Annotated in this window: 12 protein-coding genes; 11 read left to right on the top strand and 1 reads right to left on the bottom strand. The window is 59.1% G+C overall.

Annotated elements, in window-relative coordinates; translation table 11 throughout:
- Positions 1–114: 114 nt before the first annotated feature.
- Together A2G96_RS33850 and ltrA are read left to right on the top strand one after the other, a co-directional pair.
- On the top strand, positions 115–291 hold the full coding sequence (locus A2G96_RS33850; protein WP_004635326.1) for a hypothetical protein: 177 nt from the start codon (positions 115–117) through the stop codon (positions 289–291).
- 693 nt (positions 292–984) lie between these two features.
- A complete protein-coding gene (gene ltrA / locus A2G96_RS11665) occupies positions 985–2,223 on the top strand; it encodes a group II intron reverse transcriptase/maturase (protein WP_231909552.1) in 1,239 nt (412 codons plus the stop codon).
- A gap of 657 nt (positions 2,224–2,880) precedes the next feature.
- Here the strand turns inward: ltrA and A2G96_RS11660 are convergent.
- Entirely contained in the window at positions 2,881–3,339 is a 459-nt protein-coding gene (locus A2G96_RS11660; RefSeq protein WP_004635330.1) for an MgtC/SapB family protein, read from the bottom strand.
- A gap of 249 nt (positions 3,340–3,588) precedes the next feature.
- Between A2G96_RS11660 and czcN the strand changes: the two genes are divergently transcribed.
- The 9 genes from czcN to czcE all read left to right on the top strand — a co-directional run bounded on the left by czcN (position 3,589) and on the right by czcE (position 14,646).
- Entirely contained in the window at positions 3,589–4,239 is a 651-nt protein-coding gene (czcN, locus tag A2G96_RS11655) for a heavy metal efflux RND transporter CzcN (protein WP_020206397.1), read from the top strand.
- Positions 4,240–4,553: 314 nt separating this feature from the next.
- Positions 4,554–4,901, top strand: coding sequence for a CDF family cobalt-zinc-cadmium transporter CzcI (czcI, locus tag A2G96_RS33245; RefSeq protein ID WP_137924345.1), 348 nt, complete (start codon positions 4,554–4,556; stop codon positions 4,899–4,901).
- A 75-nt stretch (positions 4,902–4,976) separates the two neighbouring features.
- Positions 4,977–6,233 (top strand): heavy metal efflux RND transporter CzcC, encoded by a 1,257-nt coding sequence (gene czcC / locus A2G96_RS11640; RefSeq protein ID WP_004635338.1) that lies wholly within the window; start codon positions 4,977–4,979, stop codon positions 6,231–6,233.
- A 17-nt stretch (positions 6,234–6,250) separates the two neighbouring features.
- A complete protein-coding gene (gene czcB, locus A2G96_RS11635) occupies positions 6,251–7,813 on the top strand; it encodes a heavy metal efflux RND transporter CzcB (RefSeq protein ID WP_004635340.1) in 1,563 nt (520 codons plus the stop codon).
- A 16-nt stretch (positions 7,814–7,829) separates the two neighbouring features.
- Positions 7,830–11,021, top strand: coding sequence for a heavy metal efflux RND transporter CzcA (czcA, locus tag A2G96_RS11630; protein ID WP_004635342.1), 3,192 nt, complete (start codon positions 7,830–7,832; stop codon positions 11,019–11,021).
- Positions 11,022–11,071: 50 nt separating this feature from the next.
- Positions 11,072–12,022: a cation diffusion facilitator family transporter gene (locus A2G96_RS11625; RefSeq protein ID WP_062739169.1), complete on the top strand. Its 951-nt coding sequence runs from the start codon at positions 11,072–11,074 to the stop codon at positions 12,020–12,022.
- A 1-nt stretch (position 12,023) separates the two neighbouring features.
- Entirely contained in the window at positions 12,024–12,701 is a 678-nt protein-coding gene (gene czcR, locus A2G96_RS11620; RefSeq protein ID WP_008646724.1) for a heavy metal homeostasis two-component system response regulator CzcR, read from the top strand.
- 4 nt (positions 12,702–12,705) lie between these two features.
- Positions 12,706–14,136 carry a sensor histidine kinase CzcS gene (gene czcS, locus A2G96_RS11615; protein WP_011229349.1) on the top strand — a complete coding sequence of 477 codons (1,431 nt, stop codon included), beginning with the start codon at positions 12,706–12,708 and terminating at the stop codon, positions 14,134–14,136.
- A gap of 108 nt (positions 14,137–14,244) precedes the next feature.
- On the top strand, positions 14,245–14,646 hold the full coding sequence (gene czcE / locus A2G96_RS11610; RefSeq protein WP_011514820.1) for a copper-binding periplasmic protein CzcE: 402 nt from the start codon (positions 14,245–14,247) through the stop codon (positions 14,644–14,646).
- Positions 14,647–15,006: the final 360 nt, after the last annotated feature.

Genomic DNA, 15,006 nt, shown 5'->3' with positions numbered 1-15,006 from the left:
TTGACCTTCCCTGCCGTGGGAACGTCCATATTAACCATGGGGGACAGAAGCCCCTGCGGCGTGGCAGGACCAAGTCGGCAGAGAGCATCGGATTTTCCGCCGGAGGTTAGTCAAATGGGCGTTCCGGGGCGCACGTTGTATGAAGAGGTCTTTGCGGTGTTCGAAAGGGCATGCCAGGAAAGCGATTTCGAGCTGGCCGAGGACCTCCTGCTCGCCCTAGAAGCGATGGATCGCCGGCAGGAAGCTCATCGGCAACTCGACCGCGCCTACCTGCTGCTAGCCGATCTCTGAGAACGGGAGTCCCCCGACTTTGGTTTCTACCTGCTTGCCATCGGCTGGCCAATGCCCCTGGGGACAGCAGTGGTCCTCTTCCATGCCTTAGCGTGCAATATTTTGTGCGCCGTGCAAAGGCACGGTTTCTCAGCGGGTGCGAATCCCGCCCGGCAACTCTCGCTCCAGCCGGTAGCAATCGGAGCAGTCGTGGAGGTAACGAAGCGGCTGAAGCCTTCGATGTAGAGGGTCATGTAAGTGACTTGGCGAGTATGCAGGCCGTAACGTGAGTGAACGCTGAGCAGGCCTCGAAAGACGCAATGCGGAAGCCGACCCGTCGGAATATCGGGGAAGGCTGCCACCGTGGGGGAAGAGAGCGAAACATGCACCCCGCGGTTCCGCCGGGGTAGTGGCGACAGCATGCATACAAGAGGGAAACCGATGCAACACGGGAAGCCCCGTGCGTGGTCGAGCGCAACGACCAACCGGAAGCCGGTGACGGACAGGCCGGGCGCATAGGGGTGGCGGAGAGGCCCGTATTACCGAGGAAGCTGGGTAATGCCAGTGGAGGAAAGGGGCCTCAGTTCAGAACCAACGTTGAAAGTGGGAAAGGACAGGAGATTGGGAAACCTAGCAACTCCGATTAGCGTTCAGGGACTACGGACGGCGTTACATGCGAAAGCGAAGGAAGAACCCGAGTTTCGCTTCTATGCCTTGTACGACAAGATCTATCGAATGGACGTGCTAAGGCACGCCTATGCGTGTTGCCGCGCCAACAAGGGGGCACCGGGTGTAGACGGCCTGACGTTCGATGATGTTGAGCAGTATGGGCAGGAGCGATGGCTTGGGGAATTGGCGCAGCAGCTTCGGGATGGAACGTATCGTCCGGAAGCGGTAAGAAGGGTCTATATTCCAAAGCCGAACGGCAAACTCAGGCCGCTTGGCATTCCGCGACTGGCGGAAAGGGTGTGTCAGACGGCGGCGATGCTGGTCTTGGAGCCAATCTTCGAGGCCGATCTGCCGCCAGAACAGCATGCCTACCGACAAAACCGGAGTGCACAAAGCGCTGTGCGCGAGGTACACGGGCTACTGGCCAGTGGCCACAAGGATGTTGTGGACGCCGACCTGTCCGGGTACTTCGACACGATCCCGCACGTCGAACTCATGAAATCGGTAGCACGCCGGGTTGTTGATAGGCGTGTTCTGCATCTGGTGAAGCTCTGGCTGGATGCCCCGGTGGAAGAGGAGGATGAGCGAGGTCGCAAGAAGCGCACGACGTCCAATCGGGATACCAAGCGGGGCATTCCGCAGGGCTCGCCGATCTCACCCCTACTGTCCAATCTGTACATGCGACGATTTATCTTGGGGTGGAAGAAGGCTGGCTTGGAACAGCGGCTTGGTGCTCGGATCGTCAATTATGCCGACGATCTGGTCATCTGCTGTAAGGGCAGCAATGCCCAGAAGGCGCTCGCCGCCATGCGGCAGATGATGGGCCTGCTTAAGCTTACGGTGAACGAAGAAAAGACCCGGATTTGCCGCCTTCCGGATGGCGAGTTCGACTTCCTGGGGTACACCTTTGGTCGGCGCTACTCGGTCAAGACTCGGCGGCCGTACATCGCCGCTCGACCGTCGCGAAAGAGCATAAAGCGCATGACTGAAACGGTGCGTATCCAGACAGGCCGAAACATGGCATGGATGGATGCCGGGGAAATGGTGAAGCGTCTGAATCAGAAACTTGGCGGATGGGCCAACTACTTTAGCCTCGGCCCGGTCACTCCTGCCTATCGGTTCCTCGACAAGTACACCACAAACCGGCTCCGCCGATGGTTGTGCAAGAAGCACAAGCAGCGCAGTGGGGGAGTAGCGCGCTACCCCGATGAGGATCTCTACCAGCAGCTTGGACTCATCCGCCTGCCAAAGCTTCCGCAGAACCTTCCGTGGGCGAAGGCATGATGTTCTGTCCGAGAGCCGGATGCGTTAGTAGCGCACGTCCGGTTCGATGAGCGGGATGTGAAAACGGAGCCACGGTTCGGCTAATGAGGCACCGCCAAACGAAAGGGGCGGCTACTGATATGCAGAACCTAACGCCACCGCGTCACATCTCGACTCTACCCGTTTTCTGAAGTGACCCCTTCTTTACGGAGTCCCGCGTATACCAGTCGTTCTTCTCGACAACCGGCTCTTTGCGATAGTGCCGCATGACCCGAAGAAAGCACTCGAGAGGCTGTTCTTCTTTCGTAACCATCGGGCCTAACGTCGTCGGAGACAATTGCACGTTCCGGCTAATTCGAGAAACATCGTCTATTTTGCAGAAAGCGGCCGCTAACCGATCGAGCGGGGGAGTATCCGAAGGTCTTGCGAGCGCCGAGGCAATTTCTTCCATGTGCGCCGGGCTGCAAGGAAACTCATGTCGATCGGACAGTGCGCTCACTTTGGCTTGCAGAGCCGGGTTCGTGCCCTCGTGAAGGTACGCAAACAGGTTGTAATCCAGGTAAATTCTCATGCGATGGAGTTTGCGTATTGTTAAGCGCGCTCATACGTTTGGGAAATGCTGGCCGAACCTGAAGTTGGCGCATTCGCGCTGCACGTGGCTTGGGAGCAGTGGGAGTCTTACTTCTTCGACATTTGAAGGATTCTGAGCACGATGAGTGCGAAGGCAGTCGCGACGATGGCCGTCACCGCATGGCCCATGCCGGCGGCCACGCCGATCGCGGCAGCAATCCAGATGCTCGCGGCAGTTGTGAGCCCCCTGACGTGTGTCTCATTGTCCGGCTTCAGGATCGCCCCTGCACAAAGGAATCCGATGCCTGACGTGAGACCCTGAAGCACGCGGCTCATGTCGGCAAGCTGCACGCCCGCCTGGAGGGGAACCACGACAAAAACGCATGCCCCCAGCGCGACGAGCATGTGAGTGCGCACGCCTGCGGATTTTCCCGAGCTCTCCCGCTCGTACCCCAGCAAGCCCCCCAAAACGATAGAGACGGTCATTCGAACGACGGCACGTACTGCCTCGGCAGCATTAGCGAGATCGGAGAATTCCGAGCTCAATGTGCGGATGATGTCGTTCATTGCGGAGCGTCTCTGGGTGTGTCCTGAAAATGGCCAAGACAGTCTATGTCGCAGAAGATGACTGTCAGATTGCCGAGCTATGACACAACCGGATTCGCTGGCCCGGGGGCAAGATTAACAACGTATTACATTTCGGCAATAAAGCCTGACAACGGAAGGGCAACCTTAGAATGCCGGCCATTAGTGCTCGTTTTCGCGCCAGTGTGTCCACTCGAAGTGCGCGACATTCTCCTCCAGCCCCCGAACCGCATGACCGATTCTTCAATCTCCCCGTCCCAACCCGCTGGTCTCTCGAGGGCGCTGGACAATTTCCTGACACGCCACCGCATCGGCGTTTGGCGTGTTGTCGTAACGTTTGTCCTGGCAAGTCTGGTCTTTGGCCATTCTCGCTGGGACGGTACCTGGGTGTCGCCGCTGCTGCTGACGCTGGGGATGTTGGGGGTGAGCCTGGCCACGGTCGGGCGGCTCTGGTGCGCGTTGTACATTTCCGGGCGCAAGAACAATACCTTGGTGACCTCGGGTCCATATTCACTGTGTCGCCATCCGCTCTATGTCTGCAACTTGCTAGGCATTATCGGACTAGGGGCGATGACCGAGTCGCTGGCGGTTACCGCAGTCCTGGCGCTCGCATTTGCGCTGATGTACCCGGCTGTCATCCGGACGGAAGACCGCTTTCTGGCTTCCGCCTTCCCGGAATTCGCCGAATACGCACGCCGTACACCAGCGTTCTTTCCCCGTCTGTCGCTGTATAGGGGGGAGTCGACATGGACGGTCCATGTGTCTTCCTTTCAACGCAATATTGCGGACTCGGTCTGGTTTCTCGGCCTGTCGGTGGTCGTGGAGTCGTTTGATTTGTTCCATGACGCCGGCGTCCTCCGGGCGGTCGTGACGCTTGCCTGATGCGGGCAACTCCGCATACACGTACAGCCATGCACTACGCTCACGTCTCCGATTCTGTTGTCGAGAGCATGCTCGTGATGCTGGTCGGCCTGATCGTCCTGTATGTGGGGTTCGCTGTCTATTTGCGGTGGAAGCATGGGCCCGCCCCCAAGCGTAAGACTGATGAGGGGCGAAAGCGGCACCCCAAAACGAGCAGGCGAAAGCGATAATCGTAATCTGCTCTTAATGCTGGTGATCGAGGATTCATGTAAACTTCGGCGACGGCCCAGCCGTTAGTACTTCAACCCCAAGCCCCCCGCACAGTCTCCCAAGGAATGCGACGTTTCGTTCTGATCTTCGTGCTGCTCATTTTGCCGTTCCAGTTTTCCTGGGCGGCAGCGGCACGCTATTGTCAGCACGAGAAAGCCACGGCCACTTGGCACCTTGGGCACCACGAGCATCGTCATCAGCAGCCGGAAGGTAAAACGGATGCCGAGAAAAAGCCATTCGTGGATACAGACTGCGGGGTATGCCATCTGGTCTCCCTCCCGTTCGTCTATGGACAGACGCAGGACGTGTTGATAGCGAATCGGGTAGAAGTGACCGATACTCAACATGCGTCCGAGTTCTCGTCTCTGAATGCCAGGGCTCCCGACCGTCCTCAGTGGCAGCGTCTCGCTTGATCGGCGAGACGACGACTCTTTTTCTCCTTTCGTCTCTCGCCGAATTCTCCTGGTCACATACCTTGGTGCAATTCGATGCGAAGACTATTTCTGCCGCTCGGGCTGGCGGTAGCATTTCTCAGCCCAAACTTTGCCGTAGCGCAATCTGACACCGGCACGTCCATGGTGCCCGTCTTCCCAAGGGAAGCGGCGGGACCGTTGACCCTCGAGGCCGCGTTGTCGCTGGCGGCAGGAAGCAATTTCAACCTGTCCGCCGCCGCCAAGGAACTCGATTCCACAGAAGGTGGGATCATGCAGGCCCGGGTTATTCCGAACCCGGAACTCCAGACGCTGGTCGAGGACACGCGGAAATCCACCCGTACATCCACCGCCCAGATGAATATCCCCATCGAACTGGGCGGCAAGCGCTCGGCTCGTATCAATGCCGCGGAAAGGACGCGCGAACTGGCGCAGGCAACGCTGGCTGGCGTTCGCGGTGACATTCGGGCGCAGGTAATCGAGAGCTTTTTTTCCGTCTTGATCGCACAGGAACGCGTCAAGCTGGCAACTGGCTCCGCGGATATCGCTGCGAGGGGCGCGCAAGCCGCTTCACGCCGCGTCGCGGCCGGCAAGATCTCCCCGGTTGACGAAACTAAGGCACGTGTCGAACAGGCCAACGCCGAACTTGAATTGGCCGAAGCAACGGCGAGCCTGCAGTCCGCCCGTCAGGCGTTGACGGCGTTGTGGGGCAATGCATCGCCGCAGTTTACCGAAGCACAGGGCAATCTGGACGCGCTGCCATCCAGGCCGGCGCCTGAACTCCTTCTGAAGGAGCTGGAAAACTCACCGCTGGTGGCCGCAAGCCGCGCTGAACTTGACCGCCGCCAGGCATTGGTGGGCGTTGAGCGCAGCCGCCAGTATCCGGATCTGACAGTCAGTCTGGGTGCCAAGCGAGATACAGAAGCCAACCGCAACATGGCGGTGATCGGTGTGGCGATCCCGTTGCCGATTTTTGACCGGAATCAGGGCAACTTGTATTCGGCCATTCGCCAGGCGGACAAGGCCCAGGATGAATATCTGGCCAATCGCATCAGCCTGACCCGAAATCTCCTGATGGCATCGAACCAGCTGTCGGTATCGCGCGCCTCGGCACAAACGCTGAAGCAGACCGTCTTGCCAGGCGCCGAGCAAGCCTTCAACGCGGCGACCATTGGCTTCGAGGCCGGCAAGTTCAATTATCTGGACGTCCTGGATGCCCAGCGCACGCTGTTCCAGGCACGCATCCGCTATCTCGGCGTGCTTGGACAAACCTATCAGGCGGCGACCACGATCGATCGCATTCTGGGACGTTAAGACGGGATTCATAAAACATGGCTATTTCGAACAAACAAAAGGCTGCCATTGCGGCCATCGTACTGGTGGGCGGCGTCGCGACTGGTGGCGTTCTGCTGAGCGGGCGCTCTGCGCCGGAAGAGCAGGGTGGGCACTCGGAATCCAAGGGGCATGGCGACACCGAGCACCATGGCAAGCAGGCGGCGGAAGCCGACCACAAGGATGACAAGTCACACGGCGACGGCGAGCATCACGAGGTCAAGAAGGGCCCCAATGGTGGCGCGCTCTTTTCGCGTGATGGCTATGACGTCGAAATTGGCACGGCCGAATCCAAGGGCGAGGCCCGTATTCGGCTCTGGGTTAGCAAGTCTGGGAAGGCGGTGGCAAATGGCGTGGCAGCGACAGGCCAGCTCGTGCGGGCTACGGGCGAGTCTCAAGCGCTCAAGTTCGTGGTGTCTGGCGACGCGCTGGAAAGCCAACAGCCAGTTGCCGAGCCCCATGTCTTTGACGTGACCGCAAATGTGACCTTGCCCGGTTCGTCTTCGCCACTCGCCGTGCGGCTCTCGAAAGAGGAAGGCAAGATTGAGTTGACAGCGGACCAGCTGGCCAAGACAGGGGTAGTGGTTCAAACCGCGGGCTCGGCAAAGGTCCAGGCTGGCGTCCAGTTCCCCGGCGAAATCCGTTTCAACGAAGACAAGACAGCCCACGTGGTGCCGCGACTGGCTGGCGTCGTAGAGAGCGTTCCGGCCAATATTGGGCAACAGGTTAAGAAGGGACAGGTTCTCGCGGTCATCGCGAGCACCGGACTTTCTGACCAGCGCAGCGAACTGCTCGCAGCACAGAAACGTCTGGATCTGGCGCGTGTCACTTATGACCGCGAGAAGAAGCTCTGGGAACAGAAGATCTCTGCGGAGCAAGATTATCTGAGCGCCCGCAACGCGCTGCAGGAAGCGCAGATCAGTGTCCAGAACGCGCAGCAGAAGCTGACCGCCATTGGCGCCAGCAACAGCTCGACGGCACTCAATCGCTACGAGCTGCGCGCACCGTTCGACGGCATGATCGTTGAAAAGCATATCTCGCTTGGGGAAGCGGTGGCGGACAACGCCAACGTGTTCACGCTGTCGGATCTGTCGTCCGTCTGGGCCGAGTTCGTGGTGTCTGCCAAGGATGTCGAGCGGGTGCGCATCGGCGAAAAGGCGTCGATCAATTCGGCATCGTCCGATGTGAAGGCAGATGGCACCGTTTCATACGTGGGTTCGCTGCTGGGCGAGCAGACGCGGACGGCGAAGGCCCGCGTAACATTGACCAATCCACAGATGGCTTGGCGACCGGGTCTCTTCGTCACGGTCGACGTATTCGGTGCTGATGTCGAGGTGCCCGTTGCGGTGAAGACCGAGGCCGTCCAGGACGTCAATGGCGAGAGCGTAGTCTTTGTCGCGGTTCAAGGTGGATTCGTGCCGCAGCCGGTGAAGGTCGGCCGGACAAACGGCAAGGTCATCGAGATTGTCGAGGGCCTGAAGCCGGGCGCACGTTACGCCGCCGCCAACAGTTTTGTTCTGAAGGCCGAACTTGGCAAATCCAGCGCCGAACACGGCCATTGATACGGGGGAAACAGCAATGTTTGAACGTATCATTAGTTTCGCCATCCAGCAGCGATGGCTGGTCCTGCTCGCCGTGTTTGGAATGGCCGGGTTAGGGATTTTCAGCTACAACCGACTACCGATCGACGCGGTCCCTGACATTACCAACGTTCAGGTTCAGGTCAATACCTCGGCACCAGGCTATTCACCGCTCGAAACCGAACAGCGTGTTACGTATCCGATCGAGGTCGTGATGGCCGGCCTGCCGGGACTCGAACAGACGCGTTCCCTGTCCCGCTATGGCTTGTCGCAGGTGACGGTCATCTTCAAGGATGGCACGGACGTCTATTTCGCGCGCCAACTCGTCAACCAGCGCATCCAGGAAGCCAAGGACAATCTGCCTGAAGGCGTTGTGCCGGCGATGGGGCCTATTTCGACCGGCCTCGGGGAGATCTATCTATGGACCGTTGAAGCCGAAGAGGGTGCTCGCAAAGCTGACGGGACTGCCTATACGCCGACAGATTTGCGCGAAATCCAGGATTGGGTGGTACGGCCGCAACTGCGTAACGTGCCCGGTGTCACCGAGATCAATACTATCGGTGGTTTCAACAAGCAGTACCTGGTCGCGCCGAGTCTTGAACGGCTAGCGTCGTACGGGCTGACGCTGACCGACGTCGTCAATGCGCTGAACAAGAACAACGACAACGTGGGTGCGGGCTACATCGAGCGTAGGGGCGAGCAGTATCTGGTTCGTGCGCCGGGTCAGGTTGCGTCCGAAGACGACATCCGCAACATTATTGTCGGTACAGCGCAGGGGCAGCCGATCCGCATTCGCGACATCGGGGATGTGGAGATTGGCAAGGAACTGCGTACCGGTGCGGCAACCGAGAATGGCAAGGAAGTTGTGCTGGGCACGGTATTCATGCTCATCGGCGAAAACAGCCGGGCTGTGTCAAAAGCGGTCGATGAAAAGGTCGCTTCCATTAACCGTACGATGCCGGAAGGTGTGAAGATCGTAACGGTATACGACCGGACACGTCTGGTCGACAAGGCCATTGCGACCGTCAAGAAGAACCTTCTTGAAGGCGCGGTGCTCGTCATCGTAATTCTGTTCCTTTTCCTGGGTAACATCCGCGCGGCGCTGATTACCGCGACGATCATTCCGCTGGCGATGTTGTTCACCTTCACGGGGATGGTGAACTACAAGATCAGTGCGAACCTGATGAGCTTGGGCGCGCTCGACTTCGGCATCATCATCGATGGCGCGGTGGTGATTGTCGAAAACTGTGTGAGGCGACTGGCGCATGCGCAGGAACACCATGGCCGGCCATTGACGCGCTCCGAGCGGTTCCATGAGGTGTTTGCCGCAGCGAAGGAGGCGCGTCGCCCACTGATCTTCGGTCAGCTCATCATTATGATCGTCTACCTGCCGATCTTTGCGCTGACGGGGGTGGAAGGCAAGATGTTCCACCCGATGGCGTTCACGGTCGTCCTGGCGCTGCTGGGCGCGATGATTCTGTCCGTGACGTTCGTTCCGGCTGCGGTCGCCTTGTTCATCGGCGAACGGGTGGCCGAGAAAGAAAATCGTCTCATGCTCTGGGCGAAGCGTCGCTACGAGCCGCTGCTGGAAAAGTCGCTCGCGAACACGGCCGTTGTATTGACGTTTGCCGCGGTGTCAATTGTTCTGTGCGTGGCCATTGCGGCCCGCCTGGGCAGCGAGTTCATCCCCAATCTGAACGAAGGCGACATTGCCATCCAGGCGCTGCGCATTCCTGGCACGAGCCTGTCGCAGTCCGTGGAGATGCAGAAGACGATCGAGACGACCCTCAAGGCAAAATTCCCCGAAATCGAGCGCGTGTTTGCGCGGACAGGTACGGCGGAGATTGCATCCGATCCGATGCCGCCGAATATTTCGGATGGCTACATCATGCTCAAGCCTGAGAAGGATTGGCCAGAGCCGAAGAAAACACATGCCGAACTGCTGTCCGCCATCCAGGAGGAAGCCGGCAAGATCCCCGGGAACAACTACGAGTTCTCCCAACCGATCCAGCTGCGGTTCAACGAGCTGATCTCCGGGGTCCGCTCGGACGTCGCAGTCAAGATCTTCGGCGATGACAACAACGTGCTCAGCGAGACGGCGAAGAAGGTATCGGCCGTGCTGCAGGGCATCCCCGGCGCGCAGGAGGTGAAGGTAGAACAGACCACCGGCTTGCCGATGCTGACGGTCAAGATCGATCGGGAGAAGGCGGCGCGATACGGGCTTAACATGAGCGACGTGCAAGACGCGGTGGCAACGGGCGTCGGAGGCCGTGATTCCGGAACCTTCTTCCAGGGCGATCGTCGTTTCGATATCGTGGTCCGCCTGCCCGAAGCTGTGCGCGGCGAGGTCGAGGCTCTGCGCCGATTGCCGATTCCGTTGCCAAAAGGAGTGGACGCGAGAACGACGTTTATCCCATTGAGCGAGGTGGCGACGCTGGAAATGGCGCCCGGCCCGAACCAGATCTCGCGCGAGAACGGCAAGCGCCGCATCGTGATCAGTGCCAACGTTCGTGGACGTGATATTGGTTCATTCGTGCCCGAGGCGGAAGCGGCTATCCAAAGCCAGGTCAAGATCCCGGCTGGCTACTGGATGACATGGGGTGGCACCTTTGAGCAACTGCAGTCCGCCACCACCCGCCTGCAGGTGGTAGTGCCGGTGGCGCTGTTGCTGGTCTTCGTACTGTTGTTTGCGATGTTCAACAACATCAAGGATGGCTTGCTAGTCTTCACGGGCATTCCCTTTGCGCTGACTGGCGGGATTCTTGCCCTGTGGATACGCGGCATTCCGATGTCCATTACTGCAGCGGTGGGCTTCATCGCGCTGTGCGGGGTGGCGGTGCTCAATGGTCTGGTGATGCTGTCGTTTATCCGATCGCTGCGCGAAGAAGGGCATTCCCTCGACAGCGCGGTCCGAGTTGGCGCCCTGACGCGACTGCGTCCGGTGCTGATGACGGCCCTGGTGGCATCCCTGGGTTTCGTGCCGATGGCCATCGCCACCGGTACGGGCGCTGAGGTGCAACGTCCCCTCGCAACGGTGGTAATCGGTGGCATCTTGTCGTCCACGGCGCTGACCCTACTGGTGTTGCCGGTGCTCTATCGACTTGCTCACCGCAAGGATGAGGACGCGGAAGATACTCGCGAGCCAGTCACTCAGACGCATCAACCGGATCAAGGCCGCCAGCCTGCATGACGTAAATCCTTGGGCGGTCATCGTACCGCCCAATTTTTATAGGAGTTTCTATGGGCGCAGGTCACTCACACGACCATCCCGGTGGCAACGAGCGATCGCTCAAGATCGCCCTTGCGCTGACCGGTACGTTCCTGATTGCCGAAGTGGTCGGTGGTGTCATGACGAAGAGCCTGGCGTTGATCTCCGACGCCGCGCACATGCTCACGGACACCGTCGCACTGGCCATCGCACTGGCTGCTATTGCGATCGCCAAGCGACCCGCGGACAAGAAGCGGACATTTGGCTACTACCGTTTTGAGATTCTTGCCGCGGCCTTTAACGCATTGCTGCTGTTCGGTGTGGCTATCTACATCCTGTACGAAGCCTACCTGCGGCTGAAATCGCCACCTCAGATTGAGTCAACCGGCATGTTCGTCGTGGCTGTGCTGGGCCTGATCATCAATCTCATCAGCATGCGCATGCTGTCCTCCGGGCAAAGCAGCAGCCTGAACGTGAAGGGTGCTTATCTGGAAGTCTGGAGCGATCTGCTCGGGTCGGTTGGCGTCATCGCCGATGCGATCATCATCCGCTTCACGGGCTGGGCGTGGGTCGACTCCGCCATTGCGGTGCTGATCGGCCTCTGGGTACTGCCTCGCACTTGGATCCTGCTGAAGTCGAGCCTGAATGTGCTGCTCGAAGGCGTACCCGATGACGTGGATCTGGCAGAGGTTGAGAAGCAAATTCTGGCGACGCCCGGGGTAAAAAGCTTCCATGACCTCCACATCTGGGCACTTACCAGCGGCAAGGCGAGCTTGACGGTTCATGTCGTGAATGACACGGCCGTCAACCCGGAAATGGAAGTGCTACCGGAATTGAAGCAGATGCTGGCTGACAAATTCGATATCACGCACGTGACCATTCAGTTCGAACTGGCACCATGCGAACAAGCGGATGCAGCTCAGCATTTCAATGCATCGCCAGCACTGGTCGGATCGAAGTCGCTTGCTGCAGGAGGAAACTAAGGTGCGGGTACTTGTTGTAGAAGACGAACCGCGTACTGCGGAGTATTTGCAGAAGGGATTGTCGGAGTCGGGTTTCGTGGTCGACATCGCGAACAATGGTGGCGATGGGCTCCACATGGCGGAAGAGACCGACTACGACGTCATCATCCTGGACGTCATGCTGCCAGGTATGGACGGGTGGACGGTCATCAAGTCCATTCGATCCAAGTCCGAGACACCCGTACTGTTTCTGACGGCGCTGGATGATGTGGCGGATCGTGTCAGAGGCTTCGAGTTGGGGGCAGACGATTACCTGGTCAAGCCCTTCGCCTTTGCCGAGCTCCTTGCCCGTATCCGGCGTTGCTTGCGCCAAAGCACCTCGAAGGAGTCCGAGCGATTGCGCATTGCCGATCTGGACATCGACGTGCTTGGAAGGCGGGTATTCCGGGGAACTACCCGCATTGAATTGACGAATCAGGAGTTCTCGCTGTTGCACCTGCTCATGCGCCGGAGAGGGGAGGTGCTGTCGCGAACCACGATCGCGTCCCAGGTCTGGGACGTCAACTTCGACACGGATACCAATGTCGTTGACGTCGCGATCCGGCGCCTGAGATCCAAGGTGGATGATCCCTTCGATCAAAAGCTGATCCATACCGTACGGGGAATGGGCTATGTCCTCGACCCAGAGCGCGGCCGGTGACGGAATGAGGCCCGGGACTTCGATAACCCCGCTGTCACTGACGAGGCGGCTTGGGCTCTTCTTTGCATTGGTACTGTCTATCGCGCTGGCCAGCATGGGCGCCTTTGCTTACTACTCGCTCGCCGCGCAACTCGAGGCCAGAGACGATGAGGTTGTAAAGGGAAAACTCGAACAGGTCGAGCATTTCTTGCGCGAGGTGGACGGGGTGCAGGGCGTCCCGGCGGCGCAGCATCGCTTCGATGATCTGGTGCGAGGTTACTCGGACCTCATCGTTCGCGTCACGGCGCTGGATGGCCGGCTTTTGTTTCGCACGGGCAACGATGCATTGCTGGAAGGCACTGACCAAGCGGCGGTCACGGGAAAGTCATCGCTCATGTTCCAGTCCGCCGATGCGGTGTTGGGGCGAGACGGTACGCGGGCGACGGTGTTCGTGGCGAAGTCTGGCGAGGACAGGAAGCAGGTGACTGCGCGATTCCGGACGACGCTCGTGCTTGGTACCACCGTCGGTGTGATATTGACGGCCCTGGTGGGGGCGGCCATTACGCGCCGTGAGCTGGAGCCGGCGCACGTACTTATCAAGCAGATCAACCGGATCAGTGTGGAACGGCTGAGCTACCGGGTGGACATGCCACCCAAGCCCACCGAAGTGCGTGATATCGCCTCTGCGTTCAATGCGATGCTGCAACGCCTCGAGGATGGTTATCAGAAGCTGTCGCGGTTCTCCGCCGATCTTGCCCATGATTTGCGCACGCCGCTTAACAACCTCATTGGACATGCCGAGGTCGCCTTGTCACGAGACCGCACCGGGCCCGAGTATGTCGCCTTGGTGGAGGAAAGCCTGGTCGAATACCAGCGACTTGCGAGGATGATCGATGCGATGTTGTTCCTCGCGCGAGCTGACAGTGCCAATGTGGCGCTCGAGTTGACGGAACTCCAGTTGAATGCAGAACTTCGCAAGTTGTCCGCCTACTTTTCGGTGCTTGCAGAGGAGCGAAGCGTCGTAATCAGGGTAAGCGGGGATGCCACCCTGGTCGCTGATGCCATTCTGTTCCAGCGTGCGATCAACAATGTTCTGTCAAATGCGGTCCGTCATGCGTGGCCGAATTCGATGATAGATCTGGTGGTGCGCCGCGAAGCGGCACATTGTTGCATCGACATCACGAACGTTGGAGACCCAATCCCGGAGCGGGAACTTTCCCTCATCTTTGATCGGTTCTTCCGTGGGGATAGGGCGAGATCCAACTCGTCACAGTCCACGGGGCTGGGCCTGGCCATCGTCCTGTCGATCATGGAGCTCCATGGCGGCGACGCGTCAGCCGTGAGCGGCTTGGATGGGAAGACACGCTTTACATTGCGCTTCCCGCTCAACGGTGCTGAAGCCTCAGCGCGGGTTTCGGTGGGTAGGCCGAGTCAGGACCGACCAGTCGTTGGGTAGAGTGGTGCAATGAGCCCGATTGCCTATTTGTAATCGCCGGGCAAGGCTGCAGCATGCGTACAATTTATACACTCGTTTTCATAGATCAACGAAGTCTCTAGAAAGGAGATGACTATGAAAACGAAGAAACACGCCTTGCTGTTTGCGGCGTTGCTGTTGGGTGGGATGTCGGCTTCGTATGCTTTGGAAATGACCGGGTTGAAACCGGGCGTGCCTGCGTCGACGGCGACGGCGCAGGCGATGGCGAAGCGTCACGCGACCTTGTATGGCGATCCAGCCGGCCAATCTCAGGCCAGTCGCATTATCGACGTGAAGCCAGGGATGCGGTATGTCAACGTGGACTCTGGCGAGACGGTGGCGTTTCGGGCCGGCGAGAAGATCGTCGCATGGACCTTCGCCCAGATGGTCAGGGATACGAGTGTGGACCTTGGCTTGTTGATGCCGGATCTGCCGGGTAGCGCTGGCGTGCGCGTCTATATTGATAGAAGCGACCTCTTCACAGGTGGCTGAACGTTGCTGAACCGGTGAACTACAGGCCCCGCACAATGCGGGGCCTTTTTCATCGTCATTGGCGTCGGTTCTGCCGCTTAGCAATACACGAGGCGATGGGAAGTTGTAGCACGCGCCACCGCATCATGAACGGCACCGGATTGACGCCGATGGAGGGAAAAAAAGCTTGCCCTCCGGGGAGGGCAAGCTTCGGAAGCTTTCGCCATCGGGATAAAGCGAAAGAGCACCAAGAGCCAAGCAACTGACGGGTGCCTGGCTCCCCCACAGAGGTCGGTCTGAGTTTCAGGGACGGCTTGCGTCAAATTCCGCGTGCGCCATCGGTGAACACATCACGCGGCCCAATACGCGAGCCGTCGGTAA

This window comes from Cupriavidus nantongensis (assembly GCF_001598055.1).
Classification (GTDB): domain Bacteria; phylum Pseudomonadota; class Gammaproteobacteria; order Burkholderiales; family Burkholderiaceae; genus Cupriavidus; species Cupriavidus nantongensis.
This window is presented reverse-complemented; position numbering and strand designations above follow the sequence as displayed.

Coding starts and splice junctions, on each gene's coding strand:
- czcB (WP_004635340.1), top strand. CDS start 6,251: ATGGCTATTTCGAACAAACAAAAGGCTGCCATTGCGGCCATCGTACTG.
- czcS (WP_011229349.1), top strand. CDS start 12,706: ATGAGGCCCGGGACTTCGATAACCCCGCTGTCACTGACGAGGCGGCTT.
- czcA (WP_004635342.1), top strand. CDS start 7,830: ATGTTTGAACGTATCATTAGTTTCGCCATCCAGCAGCGATGGCTGGTC.
- A2G96_RS11625 (WP_062739169.1), top strand. CDS start 11,072: ATGGGCGCAGGTCACTCACACGACCATCCCGGTGGCAACGAGCGATCG.
- czcC (WP_004635338.1), top strand. CDS start 4,977: ATGCGAAGACTATTTCTGCCGCTCGGGCTGGCGGTAGCATTTCTCAGC.
- czcN (WP_020206397.1), top strand. CDS start 3,589: ATGACCGATTCTTCAATCTCCCCGTCCCAACCCGCTGGTCTCTCGAGG.
- A2G96_RS11660 (WP_004635330.1), bottom strand. CDS start 3,339: ATGAACGACATCATCCGCACATTGAGCTCGGAATTCTCCGATCTCGCT.
- czcI (WP_137924345.1), top strand. CDS start 4,554: ATGCGACGTTTCGTTCTGATCTTCGTGCTGCTCATTTTGCCGTTCCAG.
- czcE (WP_011514820.1), top strand. CDS start 14,245: ATGACTATGAAAACGAAGAAACACGCCTTGCTGTTTGCGGCGTTGCTG.
- A2G96_RS33850 (WP_004635326.1), top strand. CDS start 115: ATGGGCGTTCCGGGGCGCACGTTGTATGAAGAGGTCTTTGCGGTGTTC.